Here is a 13,752-nt window from a genome sequence, read left to right on the forward strand (position 1 = left end):
TCACCCCAGGGACTGCGAGGGTCCCCGGTTCCGGCTTCTCGTCGCGACGACGGTGGTCACCCACCGTCACCGAAACGCGTCCCCGAATTCGGCGGTGGCGATCGTGTCGAACGGGATGGTCGACGTGGAACCGATCGCCTTTCGTTGAACTTTAGTCACAGGAGTGTCACGGTCATCACCAGCGAATTCTGCATTGCCAAGTCTTTACCAAGTCGGCTGTTTCCTTTTCCCTTTATCAAGGGAAAAAGTCGTGAATTCCCTAAAGTCGATCTTGGGTCGTTTTGGTAATATCCGGCCGCCCGAGCCCGCCGGCGGCCCAACTCCACGAATGTCACCGAACGTATGCGATGCGTGAGCCGTCGGCTGAGATCCCGGTCGGTGGTGCGGGGCCGTCAGGGGGTTGGCAGGAGTTTGGGGATCGCGCGGACGTAGACGACCATGCCGACGACCTCGACCAGGGTCTGGGTGACGACGACGAGGCCGGCGAGGGTGAGGCGATCGGGCAGGGACAGGGCCAGGGGGAGGACGACGAGGGAGTTGCGGGTCGCGCCGGTGAAGACGACGGCCCGTCCTGCGGGCGTGTCGAGGCGGAACAGCCGCGCGATCACGAGTCCGGCGAACGCCATCACGACCAGGAACAGTACGTAGAAGGGCATCACCTCGAGGACCGGGCCGAGTTCGTCGTCGAACCTGGGGATCTGGGAGGCGACCACGACGATCAGGGTGGCGGCCATCAGCGGCACCATCGCGGTGTTCGCGGCGTCGGTGAAGCGTTGCCCGGCGCGCTGTCGCGCGGCCCATGCCTGGGTGGCCCAGGCGAGGGCCAGGGGGATGACGATCAGGACGACGAACGCCTCGACGAACGGTCCCGCCTCGACGGTGTCGGCGAGTTCGGGGCCCATGAACAGGAGTAGGAACAGTGGGAGCAGGAGCATCTGGGCGAGCAGGAGCAGGGGGGTGGCGGCGAGGAGGCGTCCCTTGTCGGCGCCGGCGAGGCCGCTGAAGACGATCACGTAGTCCACGCACGGGCACAGCAGGACCAGGAGCACGCCGATCCGGACGGCCTGGTCGTCGGGCAGGAACGCGAACATCGCCGCGACCACCAGGGGTACGACGGCGAAGTTCACGGTCAGTGCGGCGGCCAGGAATCGGCCCGCGCGCAGGGCGCGCACCAGTTCGGCGGCGGGGACTTGGAGGAATGTCACGAACAGCAGTGCGGCCAGGACCGGGTTGATCGCGTGTTCCAGTCCCGGACCCATCGACGGCAACACCCACCCGGCGAGGCCGCCGGCGGCCATCGCCCCCAGGTGGATCGCGACTTGGTGGTCCTCCATGACCGCGACCGGCTCCCGTGGCTCCTGCCGTGACACCCGAACACTCCCGTTCCCGATCCGAACCACCGCGCGAACCGGCCGGTTCGAACACCCCATCCTGCCGGTTGCCGACCCGCCGTGCGCGCCGGGCGGGCGGGGGTCACCCGCTGTGCGCGGGGTCGACAGCGGGGCGGCCGGGGGGCGCGTGGTTCGCTGGGGGTTCAGGTGCAGCAGGCGCAGCCGGGCCGGCAGCCGCAGGTGTCCTTCTGCTGTCGCCGGGTGGGGAGTTCGACGGGCGGGGTCGCGCAGCAGCCCTTGCCCTGCCAGGCGTCGCGGCCTTCCTTCGCGGCGATGGCGGCGATCACCAGGGCTGCGACGGGGTCGGCCCAGGACCAGCCGAGGGTGGTGTTGAGGATCAGGCCGATCAGGAGCACGGCGGACAGGTACGTGCACAGCAGGGTCTGCTTCGAGTCGGCGACCGCGCCGGCCGAGCCGAGTTCGCGGCCCGCGCGGCGTTGCGCGGCGGACAGGAACGGCATGATCGCGAGCGAGAGGGCGGCGATGACGATGCCCGGCAGGGAGTGCTCCGCCTCGCCGCTGACGGCCAGGGCGCGGACGGCGTCGGCGCCGACGCAGGCGGCGAGCGCGAAGAAGGACACGGCGATGATCCGCAGGGTGCGCTGCTCGCGCGCTTCGCGCACCGTGTGCTCGCGGGCGGAGAACTGCCATGCGACCGCTGCCGCCGAGGAGACCTCGATGACGGAGTCGAGGCCGAAGCCGACCAGCGCGGTGGAGGAGGCGAGCGTCCCGGCGGTGATCGCGACGACGGCCTCGATCACGTTGTAGGTGATGCCGGCGGCGACCAGGAGCCGTATTCGCCGGGCGAGCGCATCGCGGCGGGCGGGGGAGGGCCCCAGGGATATCACGGTCACGGACAGCAGCCCTTCGCCTCGGCGTCCGGACACGCCGCGGCCGGGTCCACCGCCAGGACGACGCCCAACAGGTCGCCGAGCGCGTGCGCGAGCCGTGGGTCGGCCAACTCGTACCGCAATCGGCGTCCCTCGGGGATCGCGACGACCAGGCCGCAACCGCGCAGACACGTCAGGTGGTTGGACAGGTTCGTGCGCGATACGCCCAGGGCGTCCGCGAGTTCGCTCGGATAGGCCGGGCCCTCGCGCAACGCCAGCAACAAACGCGAGCGTGTGGGGTCCGACAGCGCGTGACCGAAACGAGCCAACACCTCACCCTGCACCGAAACAGTCATCATGCGCTGAACAATACAGTCGATGCTGAATAGTCTGGAACGGGGGTGGCGGATCGTTCGGCCAGGGAATCAGTGCGACAGCCCCAGCTCGCCGGCTCGCAGTCCGGCCTGGAAGCGGGAGCCGGCCTCGAGTTCGGCCATCAGTTCGGCCACGCGCCGCCGGTAGGTGCGTAGTGAGACGCCGAGGCGTTTCGCCGCCGATGCGTCGGTGAGGCCCGAGCCGAGGGCTTCGAGGATCCGGCGGCCGTCGGCGTCGAGGTGCGGGACGTCGCCGCGCAGGTAGGTTTCCGGATCGACGGCGGTGTCCCAGATCGCCCGGAACAGCGAGTGCACTCCGTCGACCAGGATCTGCGACGTCGTCACCGTGTACTCGCGACCCGTGGGGGTCTCCGGGCCGGCGAGAATCATCACCCGCCGGTCGATGAGGATGGTTTCGTGCGGCAGCGGCGAACGGCTGATCCGAACGAGAGCGCCCTTGCTCCGTACCAGCCGCAGGTGCGCGCGGGCCTCCTCGTCGGCGAGTGCCACCGGGCTGAGCAGCTTCCGAGGAGTGAACTCGGCGGGATCCGCGGCGCGCATGCGATTTCGGACCGCGGCTCTGGCTCCCGGGTGGGACCAGGTCTTGAGGTCCCGGGCGGCGCACAGGAATTCGGTCCGCGCGGACTCGAAGAGATGACCTGCGCGCGCGGTCAACTCCGCGTCTCCGCGTACCGAGAACACTTCTTCGTTCCGCATCCGACCAGTGTGGCAGCTTGCTGCCATGAGCTCGCCGGGCGTCGTGGCGGTGGACACCATGAGTGTCATGACGATCAAGACTTTCTCCCTCGGCGGGGAACTGACGATCAACCGGCTGGGCTTCGGGGCGATGCGCCTGGCCATGGGCACCTTCGCCGGTCCGACGCGAGACCCCGAGACCGGAATCGCGGTGCTTCGCAGGGCAGTGGAGCTGGGCGTGAACCACATCGACACGGCCGGCTTCTACGGCAGGGACTCGGTGTGGGCCAACGAGCTGATCCGTAGGGCTTTGGCCCCGTACCGTGAAGACCTGGTGATCGCGACGAAGGTGGGGCCGTTGCGCGGACCGAACGGTGTGCCGAGCGGGCAGGCGACGGCCGATCAGCTCCGCGGCCTGGTCGAGGCGGATCTGCGCTCTCTGGGTCTCGACCGGCTCGACCTGGTCTATCTGCGGGTCGGCGGGATAAGCGGACCGGGTGGCGAGTCGATCGCCGAACGGTTCGCGGTTCTGGCCGAGCTCCGCGCGGAGGGGCTGATCCGGAACCTGGGTGTCAGTAACGTCGACGCCGCCCAGTTGGCGGAGGCCCGGGGGATCGCGCCCGTCGCGGCGGTGCAGAACCGGCACGGTGACGACTCGGTCCGGCCGGCGGAAAGCGAGGAAGCGGGCATCGCGTATGTACCGTACTTTCCACTCGGCGGTGGCGTCGGCAGCGGCCCAATCGACGCCGAACGGCTCGGCAAGGTCGCGGCACGCGTGGGCGCGACCACCGCGCAGGTCGCGATCGCCGCGCTGCTGGCGGAGTCGCCGTCGGTGCTGTTGATTCCCGGCACGGGCTCTGTGGACCATCTGGAGGAGAACCTCGCGGCGAACGACCTCACTCTCGGCGTCGAGGACTTGTCCGACCTGCGAGGCTGAACGGTCGGCTCGTTCCGGCGAACCGGCTCGACCGCCGCGCCCGTCTCCGCCGCCCGCCCGCCCGACGTCCCGGGCCGCCGGCGGGCGGCGCCGGGCGAAGAAGGCACACCCGAGCAGCTCGGTCACGGCGTCGATGGCCGGTTGTGTCGGGTTCGGCTTCGATGGCGCGTTCTTCGAACCGTCGTACTTGCTCCGGCCGCGGCCGCGCACCGACGGCCGCCTCGGCCTCTCGCTTCGCGACCCGAGCCGCGGGGGTGCGCCGAAGGAGTGGCCCTGGCCGGCTAGGGTGGACGCCATGTACACCGTCGACTTCGTCGAGTTCCCTTCCGACTCGGCAGCCGCCACCGGCACGTTCTTCCGGGATGCGTTCGGGTGGACGTCCACCCCCTACGGTCCCGCCTACACCGACGTCGGCGGAGCCGGGATCGGCGTCGGTATCCAGGCGGACCCCGACCAGCGGACGGCCGCGGCGCTCGTCGTGGTGCGCACCGACGACCTGGACGCGGCCCGGACCGCGGTCGTGGCCGCGGGCGGGGTGGTCACCGTCGAGGCGTTCGACTTTCCCGGCGGACGCCGCTTCCACTTCCGCGAACCGGGCGGGAGCGAACTCGCCGTCTGGCAGCCCGCCGACTGACGCGCGGCCGACGCCCCTGGACAGTCCGTCCCTTCTCCCAGCGGGACCACCGACGGCCGAAGTCCAGGGCGGCGATCTCCTCGCCGGCGATCCCGTCCGCTCCGCCGACCGCGGCCGGCGGGCGCACCCCGCCGGCCGCACTCGCCGCTTCTCCGTCGTGTCGTTCGGAGGCCGCGCACCAGGCCGTTGCCGAGTCAGTTGCCGGCGGTGGTCCGGGGCGGCGCCTTGAAGCGGTCGGCGTGTTCGGCCACCCACTCGGCGAACGTGCGCGCCGGGCGACCGGTCACCCGCTCGACGGTGTCGACCACCGTCTTGGACTCCTCGCTCGAAGAGGCGTACCAGCCGACGACGTATTCGGCGTCCGCACGCGACACGCCGTCGGCGATCAGCCTGTCGACCGCCTGTTGGTGGGTGATCCGGACAAAGGTCACGTCGCGGCCGATCGCCCGGGACAGGATGGCGAGCCGTTCACGCGAGGTCGGTGCTTCGGGCCCGGTCAGGTTGTACGCGCGCCCCGCATGCCCCTCGTCGAGCAGCGCGGCCGCGGCCACCGCGCCGATGTCGGCCTCGTGCACGAGCGCGCTGGGAAAGTCGTAGGGCTCCCGCACGACGCCCTCGGCCCGGATCGACTCGACCCAGGTCAAAGTGTTGGACATGAACTCCTGCGGTTCCAGGCGTGTCCACTCCACACCCGAATCCGCCACGGCCTGCTCCACCGGCCCCACCCCGCCGCCCCACACCACGGTGATGCGTCGCACGCCCGCGTCGACCGCCCGCCGCACCAACTCGGGCCCGACCTCGGCGAGTCCCGCCGTCACGGTGATGTGCAACCGGCTGACGCCGTCGAAGGCGCCATGCAACTCCCGCGGAGCCGTGTGGGTGCCGGTCACCAACTCCGTGCCCGGCGGAAACCGCCCCTCCGCGGCGGCCGGGTTCCGCGTCAGTGCCCGGACGTGCTCGCCGCGTCGGACCAGCTCTGCCACAACGTGCCGACCGGTGTTCCCGGTGGCGCCCGTTACCAATGTCGTCATGAGGGATCTCCCGATTCCGAAGGGTTGTCAGGTGGTCGACAGCGAGTTCTCTGCGGTCTCGGACTTCGCGTCCCGCTCCGGCGTCCCGCCGTCCGAGGGTGTGGCGCCGCGGCTCTTACGCAGCATGGCGAGGGCGAGGGCCGCGCTGGTCGCGGTGATGACGGCGCACGCGACGCCGATGACGTTCAGCCCGTTGGTGTAGGCCTGCGCGGCGGCGGCCAGCAGGTTCTCCGAAGGCTCGGCGGGCAGGTCCCGGGCGGCGGTGACGGCGTTCTCCATGCTTGCCTTCGCGGCATCGGCGGCGCCGGGGGTGGCGTCGGCGGGCAGGTCGAGCGAGTCGCGGTACACGGCTGCGCCGAGGCTGCCGAGTGTGGCGACGCCGAGCGCGTTTCCCAAGTCGCCGCAGATGGAGGAGAGGGCCGCCGCGGAGCCGCCCCGCTCCGGCGGCACGGACCCGACGACCAGGGTGGTGCCGAGCGCGCCGAAGGTCCCGACGCCGATGAAGATGATCACGAACGCGGCCATCAGCAGCGGCAGTCCGCCGACGGGATCGACGAAGACGAGCATCAGGTAGCCGATCGTGCCGATGAGCAGGCCCACCCCGATGACGGTGCCGAGCGCATGCCGTTTCGCGAGCACCGGCGCCAGTTGCGCGGCGATGATCGATGCAATCGCCGACGGCACCATCCACAGCCCCGCCTCCATCGGCGAGAGTCCCTCCACCATTTGGAGGAAGCCGGAGATGAAGAGGTAGCCGCCGCCGGTGGCCAGCATCGAGACCATCAGAATCAACAGCGCGGCGGTGAACGCGCCGACCCTGAAGAGCTTCAGGTCCAGCAGCGGCTCGGCCAACTTGCCCTGCCGCGACACGAACAGGACACCGATGGCGATACCGACGCCGATCGCGGCGACCGGGGCCGACGCGAAGCCGTAACGGGCAAGCTCCTTCAGCCCGTAGATGATCGACAGGATCGATGCCAGCGACAGCACCACACTGAAGAGGTCGATCCGGCCGGCCTCGGCATTCTTGTACTCGGGCAGGACCAGGGGCGCGACGATCAGCAGCACCGCCATGACGGGGACACCGAGCAGGAACACCGAGCCCCACCAGAAGAACTCCAGCATCACGCCGCCGATCGCCGGGCCCAGGGCCGTGCCCCCCATGAAGCAACCGGCCCATACCGCGATGGCGCGGCCACGCTCGTACGGGTCGTGGAACATGTTGCCGATGAGGGCGAGCGTCGACGGCATCAGCGTCGCGGCGGCGACGCCGAGCAGCGCGCGGGTGACGATCAGGGCTTCCGCGCTGGTGGAGTAGGCGGCCGCGACGGAGGTGATGCCCACTGCCGTGGCGCCGATCATCAGCAGCCTGCGGCGGCCGATGCGATCTCCCAGCGCGCCCATGGTGATGAGAAAGCCGGCTATCAGAAAGCCGTAGATATCCATGATCCACAACGTTTGCGTGCCGGTGGGCCGCAAATCCTCGGCGAGATGCGGCAGCGCCAGGTACAGCACACTCTGATCGAGGGATATCAACAGCGTGGGCAGGGCCAGTACCGCGAGCCCCAGCCATTCCCGGGGCCCGGCCTTTCGGGAAGGGGTCTCGGGAGCGATCGATGACATCGATGACCTTCCTAGCTCTGTGGTGCTCGGCTTTTACTGCTCGGTGCGCGTCGTGCTCGATTCGTAGTGATCACCACCCTGCGCTGTGGCGCTCTCGACGATCTCTCGGTCCGCTCTCGGTCGGCTCTCGACCTCGCGGGTGCCGTCAGGCGGAGGGCAGGGTTCGGGCGGCGCCGAGCCCGACCCGGCCGGCGTCAGGTGTTGTTCCGCGCCGGGCTCGTCCCGGCCTGCGTGACCTCGGGCGATCGGGCCGTCCGACGGCTGCCCTGCGGTGGACGGCGTCCAAGCCGAGCCGACAGGGGCGGGGTGTGCCCGTCGCATGCGCGGGCGGGACCGGGTGATGCTTGGGGGTGGAGTGGCTTCACCGACGCGCGTCATCCGGCGGTGTCGCGGACTCTCTCGGCGACCGCCACGCCACGAGCCGTGGCACCCGCCGCTGCGCCGGACCCGGCGTCGGCCGCCGCCGTGCCGTCGCTGCCCGTCGCGTTCGGCGTCCCGGCCCGACACGCGACGGGGTCGGATCGCCACGAACCGGCCCGGCTCGCGAGACTCCCACCGGAGGGCGGATGTCCGAGTTTCGACGGATGCGGGGGCGCCGTCGCCGGGTTCCTGGGCGGCCGGGAGGGTTACGGTGACCGTCAATCCGCCGCCTCCCCGGAGTTCGGCGTGGATTTCGCCGCCGTGGGCGCGGGGTCATCACGGTGCTCGAACGTCGTGCCGAGGTCGGTATCCGCCGCGCGCTGGGGGCCACACGCGGCCAGATCCGTGCCCGGTTCCTGGTCGAGTCGCTGATGCTGTCCGCACTCGGCGGGTTGGCCGGTGGCATCCTGGGGACGGCGGTCACCAGCGGGTACGCGAGCACTCGCGACTGGGACGCGGGTGTCCCGGCCCGGGCGACGGCGGGCGGCTTCGGCGCCACCCTGGTCATCGGCGCCGTCGCCGGTCTCTACCCGGCGATCCGCGTTTCGAGCCTGCCCCGACGGAGGCCCTGGCCGCGGCTGCCCGCCGGCGCAATTCGGCATCATGATGCGGGGATCGGCGGATGGTTCCGCAGGGGGTCCGCGAACGAGGCTTGTGCCGTCGCCCGAGCGCTACCGACAAGGAGCCGGCCGCCATGCCGACCGCTTCCGACGACGGACCAGGTGGTCCGTCCCCAGGGCACGTTCGCCGGCTGTCACGGGTGCGGGCGTTCTCGTGCGGGGCGGTCGGCGCGTGGGTGGCGGAGCTATACGGTTCGGGGTTCGGTGGGTCTCGGTCCCATGGCGTTGACTCGCTTCGGGGGGCGCAGGTCGACCATGCGGCGTGTGCCCCACAGCCGGTCGTAGGCGTACGCCGCGTGGATGCCGACCTTCAGGGCCAGTCGTCGACCGCGCGACCAACCGAGCAGCTGACCCATGTGGGCCATCACTGCGAGGCTCACATCGCGGTTCACCTTGATTTCGGCGCGGGCGGTCCTCCGCAGGGCGTGTCCGATGTCCGTCACACAGCCGCGCGCGGACAGGCGCAGCAGCTCCTCGTGGCAATACGCGAGGTGGTTCTCCTCGTCGTCGCAGATCATCCGAATGCCTTTGCCGATGTCGGGCTCGTCGCCGAGGTATCGGCGCAACATCCGCATGTCCTCGGCGGCGCGCTGCTCGGTGACGCGGCTGTGCACCAGGTATTCGACGATGTCGACCTCGGTCATCGGCTCGCCGCGGCGCAGCCGGTCGTGGGCGAGGCCGAAGCCTTGACGTTCGAGCAGCATGCAGTAGTCCGTCTCGGGCGGGACGTCGACCGGATCGAGTCCGCGACGGCGCAGCATGGCATTGAAGATGCGTCCGTGCTTGTCCTCGTCGGCGCCGTGCCGCGCGATCTTGGGCGCGAGTTCCGGGTCGGAGACCAAGGCGGCGATCCGCCCGTTCTCCCACCCGCCCTGGCTCTCGCCTTTCGCCGCGATGCTGCAGAACAGGCGGAATGCCTCGTCGTCTCGGTGGATCTCCCGAAGGATGCCGCGGGGGCTGAGCATGACCGGGCCCTCCATCTCCGCAGGCACTGCGTGTGCCGCTGAACTCGGTCATTGGACCAGGTACGGGAACAATCGTCGGATGAGCGTGCATACCACCTCGTGGTGAAGCGAAACCGGGCGATCGATCTACAACCGTTTGCCGCGATCACCGCCGACGACGGTTCCGCCATCGTTCCCTTCGCGCCGGTCCGGCCCGGTAGCGTCACCGAGGGCAACCAGATCAAGGATGAGCGGCGGTGCCGGGTGGATCCCGGCGTGGCTCGTAGTGGCCGATGCCCTTTCGAGCACGGCGGCCCGTGCACCGCCCGCTCGGCGCAATGGCACTCCCCGAACGCGCGGCCTTTCGAACGCGCGGCCTTCACCGCCAAGGCGACGTGCTCTGCTCCGTCGGGAATCAACGGCGGTCGGGGTCAATCGGCCGCGATTCTTACGAGATCAGCCCCGCCCCCGGGGTCGCACTGTGGAGACCGAGGGCCACCGCTGCCAGGACCGTGCACCTCGCCACCTCGCCACCTCGTCCGGTGTCAACCGTCCGTCCCGCAACGCGACGGCGACCCAGTCGACCGGTCCGAGGCCATCGCCTCACTCGCCGTTCGCCGTGCCGACCGGAAGGGCGACACGGCCGCAGCGAGCGTGTCGTCCGGCAGCACACCCAGGGCCCTCCGCAGTAACTCGGTCGAAGCATGCGCCCGTTCGCGCATCGCTTTGCACGCGGCTCGACGTCCCGGCAGCGGTGGCACGCGAGGGCGTACCCGCCGTCATGTGGCGGGATGCGGCCTCGCTCCGGGCTGTCGCGCCGGCGGCGCGAGGGCTCAACCGGTCTGCTCCAGCCGCGACTGTGTTTCCTTCCGCAGGGCGTGAGACGGCGGCAGGGGACCGGCGGCGACCGCACCGCGACCGGGCGTGGGAGCGCTACGGGCGGCGGGACCCAGGGTTTCGGACAAGAGTCGCAACATCGCCGGCGCCTTCGCGTCTGCTGTGCGGGCCTCTTGGGATCGAGCGGCGTCGGTCTCCGACGCGAGCAGACTCGTCCGCGCTGTTCGAGCGGCGGTTCCGGGTTGCCCACGGCCGGACATGTCGGCGGTCGTCTCCGCGCCGGTACCCCTCGAGGAGGGAGCGCGCGATGCCTTGGATGCGGAGGATGGGGCGGAGCGCCGCCCCCTACCCGAGTTCGGATCGACCCGGCCGGCGAAGTCCTGGGCGGTGGCCACCAGTCCATCGGCGGCGTTCATGAACGCGTCGAGGTCGAGGGGCGAGGCTTCGACGTACAGCTTGGCGACATCGCTCGCGTCATGACCGAACAGGGAGACGTCGACGCCGGATTCACCGAGAGCTTCCTGTTTGCTGTGGGTTGCGTACGGGCTCACCTGCGCCCGGACACGCTCGTCGTTCACATCGGCCCAGCGCGGGTCACTTTCCAGCGGATGGGGCTCGGACATGCGCGCCAACTCACGGTGCGCGTGCCAGGTCAGCAAGGCCGCGTCTCGTTTCCACAGGTCGGCGGGGAGCTGACCCAATTCCCGTGCGGCGGACGCGTATTCGGCGGACGAAGGTTCGGCCCGGTCCAATTGCCGCCAGAGCTCGGCGGCCTTCTCGGCATCGGCCGCACCCACTCGCGCAACGGTGACCCGGTCGTGCAGGAACTCTCGGGCCGATGCTGCCGTGGCGCGGTCGGTTGTCAGGGCGTCGGGCAGGAACCTGTGCGCCGCGTCCTCGCGCATGGCAGGCGTGTGGGTGTTCTCGTGCAGTCCGATGTGCAAGGGCGAGACCAGCGGGTGTTTCACGTCGAGTCCCAGGCGGCGGGCGTACTTGTCCACCCACGCCTGCCCCTGGAGGAACAACGGATGACGCATCTCGAACTCGACCTCAAGGGTCGTTTTCAGGTATGCGTTGCGGGCGGGCACACTCAGAGCGGGAAGATTCTTCGGGACCATGCTGTAGGTGTCCGGGGCCAACTTCCCAGGGCTCAGCCCCCAGAGGTGGCCGCCGGTGATCGCGAGCACCTTGGACGCGTACAGGGGGTCGCTTCCCGCGGTGGCCGCATTCGGTGTCAGGTCGACGGCGACATTGCGACCGGTGTACATCTCGAACATTTCGGCAACGGTGTGATTGAGCTCCCTGGCATCGCGGGCGTCCACGACGCTTTGGTAGAAGCCGTCGTCCGGGGTTATGCCTCGAGGCGCCCGACGCGCGGGAGCCGGCCCGGCGGCCGAGTTCGCCACGAGGGCGTTGTGGGTCTGCTCAGCCTGCCACAGTGCCTGGGCCACCCCGGGAATCTGGCGCCACAAGGGGATGGGTGAAGCGTCGGGCCCGTCGTACAACGAGATCACCTCTCATCTGACCCGCATTGCGGCGGTCCGAAGTCGGGTCGGTGTACGGCGGTTTCGAAGGACGTACCGCTTCGCCCGGCGGCCGATGCCGCCGTGACCCCCACACCGGAAGCGCGAGCATAGTCGGCCCGGGTCGGCGGGGTGGTCGATACTCCGTCCTCGAACCGGCTTCGTTGTGGCGGCGCCGGCGGCGGTGGACCTGCCGAGGGTGCGGGTCGCGGGTCTCGCCGACCTCGCGGTGCCGGGTGGGCTCGCGAGGTCGGCGTGTTCGCGTGGTCGGTGTGTCCTTGAGGTGGTGGAGGGCCGGGCGCGGATGGGAGTCGGTTACAGGGCCTCCCGCAGTCGGACGGTGAATTGTGCGGGGTCGTCGACGAAGCCGGTGTGGTCGCCGGGGAAGAGGACGGGTTCGCTGCCGAGCGCGGTGGCCAGGGCGCGGGAGGTGCGGTCGCAGAGTTGGCCCGCGGAGGTGTCGCCGATGCCGACGATGATGCGTGTGGTCGCCGATCGGAGGGTGGTGGGGTCCGGTCGCCAGTGGGTGGTGGGGCGCAGTTCGTGCGCGAACCAGCGGAGTTCGTCCGCCTCCTCGTGCGGGGCTCGTTCGCCGCCGAACATCGCCTCGATCGCACCCTCGGGCAGTGCGATGTCGGCCTGGGCCATGAATTTGCTCCAGGCACCGGTGACGTCGCCGGCGAGGCGGGTGGCGATGATGTCGTCGGTCCCGGCGTGGAGGCGCTCGCGGTCGTCGAGGAGTTCGACGAGCGGAGGCTCGTGGGCGACGACGGTGTGCACCTGGTCGGGTCGGGTCTGGGCGAGGGCCAGTGCGGTGACGGCGCCGCCGCTGGAGCCCAGGACGGCGGCCGGCCCGAGGTCAAGGTGCGCGATGAGCCGGGACAGGTCGTCGGCGCGCAGGTGCGGGGTGGAGTCCTGGTCGGGGTCGTCGACCGGGCTGCGGTTGATGCCTCTGGGATCCGTGGTGAGCACGGTGTGGTCGGCGGCGAGCAGGTCGGCCATCGGCGCGAAGGCGGCCGCGTCCATCGGGGCGCCGACGAGCGCGATCAGCGGCCCGGTGCCGCGCACCTCGTAATACAGGCGTGCGCCGGGAACCTCCAGGGTGCCGGTCGTGATGCAGACGTCTGCGGTCATGGTGTCCTCCTCGGACCGGGCGGTGTCGCCCGCTCGAACGGGATTGCGGGGCGATTTCTTCGCCCCTTGCCATGACGACGAACGAGACACGGCTCGATCGACACGGTCGTCGAAACTTCCTCGGCCACGGGGGTGACCGCCGCGCGGGACGGCGGCCGGACCGCGCACCGACGACGCGGTGCGTGGCGTAGCGGCCGGCCGCGAGCCCGCGGCCGTCCGCGCACCCAGGACAGGTGCCGCGGACGGCGCCGCCGATCGTGCGTCTCGGTCGCCGGTACGGAGCCGTCCGCGTACGCCGACCGAAGCCCGCTGCCGCCAGGCGCGCGGCGGGTCGGCGTCCGGAAGTCGGGAAAGATCTTCCCGGTGTCACTCGCGCGCAGTACGGTGCAGGGCCGATGATCTCGGAGGTGAACCCCATGTGGGTCATCCGTGAATGGCGTGACGGCGACGGACACCGCGTCAAGGTGGTCTTGGACCCGATCCGGGCCGCGCGGTCGGACGCCGAACTCCGGGAACGCTACCGCCACATCCTCGACCACGTCACCGAGCCGGAACCGGCCGTGATCGAGCGCGTCGGGCCGGCCGGCGTCGGCGCGTTCGCCTCGGCACGCCGCGAAGCCCTCCGCACCCGCCGCTACCTCGTCGGGCTCGACGACCTTGTGCCCGGCCTGCTGCCACCCGACCTCGACCTGCGGCCGTCGGCCTGACGAGCCCGAACATCGACCGTCACCTCGCCTGGTCGGTGTCGTACCGCTCCA

General features: G+C 70.5%; 12 protein-coding genes and 1 pseudogene. 4 read left to right on the top strand and 9 right to left on the bottom strand.

Features of this window, described 5'->3' with window-relative positions; genetic code table 11:
• Positions 1–392 precede the first annotated feature (392 nt).
• The 4 genes from ACIRL2_RS41725 to ACIRL2_RS41740 form a co-directional block, all read right to left on the bottom strand.
• Positions 393–1,334, bottom strand: a complete 942-nt coding sequence (locus ACIRL2_RS41725) for an arsenic resistance protein (protein ID WP_402239527.1) — start codon at positions 1,332–1,334, stop codon at positions 393–395.
• A 200-nt stretch (positions 1,335–1,534) separates the two neighbouring features.
• Positions 1,535–2,245 carry a cation transporter gene (locus tag ACIRL2_RS41730; protein WP_395860110.1) on the bottom strand — a complete coding sequence of 237 codons (711 nt, stop codon included), beginning with the start codon at positions 2,243–2,245 and terminating at the stop codon, positions 1,535–1,537.
• A complete protein-coding gene (locus ACIRL2_RS41735) occupies positions 2,242–2,580 on the bottom strand; it encodes an ArsR/SmtB family transcription factor (RefSeq protein ID WP_402239530.1) in 339 nt (112 codons plus the stop codon). The genes ACIRL2_RS41730 and ACIRL2_RS41735 overlap by 4 nt, the downstream gene beginning before the upstream one ends.
• Before the next feature lie 66 nt (positions 2,581–2,646).
• Positions 2,647–3,312: a DNA-binding response regulator gene (locus ACIRL2_RS41740; protein WP_395860106.1), complete on the bottom strand. Its 666-nt coding sequence runs from the start codon at positions 3,310–3,312 to the stop codon at positions 2,647–2,649.
• Between the two features lie 67 nt (positions 3,313–3,379).
• Here ACIRL2_RS41740 and ACIRL2_RS41745 point away from each other — a divergent pair, with 67 nt between their 5' ends.
• A complete protein-coding gene (locus ACIRL2_RS41745; protein WP_395860104.1) occupies positions 3,380–4,228 on the top strand; it encodes an oxidoreductase in 849 nt (282 codons plus the stop codon).
• A gap of 295 nt (positions 4,229–4,523) precedes the next feature.
• The gene (locus tag ACIRL2_RS41750; protein WP_395860102.1) at positions 4,524–4,862 is read left to right on the top strand and encodes a VOC family protein; all 339 of its coding nucleotides are present in this window, start codon (positions 4,524–4,526) and stop codon (positions 4,860–4,862) included.
• A gap of 194 nt (positions 4,863–5,056) precedes the next feature.
• Here the strand turns inward: ACIRL2_RS41750 and ACIRL2_RS41755 are convergent, their stop codons facing one another.
• Positions 5,057–5,893 (bottom strand): NAD(P)H-binding protein, encoded by an 837-nt coding sequence (locus tag ACIRL2_RS41755; protein WP_402239533.1) that lies wholly within the window; start codon positions 5,891–5,893, stop codon positions 5,057–5,059.
• Between the two features lie 27 nt (positions 5,894–5,920).
• Positions 5,921–7,516 (bottom strand): MFS transporter, encoded by a 1,596-nt coding sequence (locus ACIRL2_RS41760; RefSeq protein WP_402239536.1) that lies wholly within the window; start codon positions 7,514–7,516, stop codon positions 5,921–5,923.
• Positions 7,517–8,208: 692 nt separating this feature from the next.
• Between ACIRL2_RS41760 and ACIRL2_RS41765 the strand changes: the two are divergent.
• A pseudogene (locus ACIRL2_RS41765) lies at positions 8,209–8,543 on the top strand (ABC transporter permease); the annotation flags it as partial.
• Between the two features lie 198 nt (positions 8,544–8,741).
• Here ACIRL2_RS41765 and ACIRL2_RS41770 read toward each other — a convergent pair.
• From ACIRL2_RS41770 to ACIRL2_RS41780, 3 genes are all read right to left on the bottom strand, one after another.
• Positions 8,742–9,521 carry a ferritin-like domain-containing protein gene (locus ACIRL2_RS41770; protein ID WP_402239539.1) on the bottom strand — a complete coding sequence of 260 codons (780 nt, stop codon included), beginning with the start codon at positions 9,519–9,521 and terminating at the stop codon, positions 8,742–8,744.
• A gap of 812 nt (positions 9,522–10,333) precedes the next feature.
• The gene (locus ACIRL2_RS41775) at positions 10,334–11,659 is read right to left on the bottom strand and encodes a hypothetical protein (RefSeq protein ID WP_402239542.1); all 1,326 of its coding nucleotides are present in this window, start codon (positions 11,657–11,659) and stop codon (positions 10,334–10,336) included.
• A gap of 516 nt (positions 11,660–12,175) precedes the next feature.
• Positions 12,176–12,994, bottom strand: a complete 819-nt coding sequence (locus tag ACIRL2_RS41780; protein WP_395860094.1) for an alpha/beta fold hydrolase — start codon at positions 12,992–12,994, stop codon at positions 12,176–12,178.
• A gap of 416 nt (positions 12,995–13,410) precedes the next feature.
• Between ACIRL2_RS41780 and ACIRL2_RS41785 the strand changes: the two genes are divergently transcribed.
• Positions 13,411–13,701, top strand: a complete 291-nt coding sequence (locus ACIRL2_RS41785) for a hypothetical protein (protein ID WP_402239544.1) — start codon at positions 13,411–13,413, stop codon at positions 13,699–13,701.
• Positions 13,702–13,752: the final 51 nt, after the last annotated feature.

The organism is Embleya sp. NPDC127516, from assembly GCF_044765325.1.
Classification (GTDB): Bacteria; Actinomycetota; Actinomycetes; order Streptomycetales; family Streptomycetaceae; genus Embleya.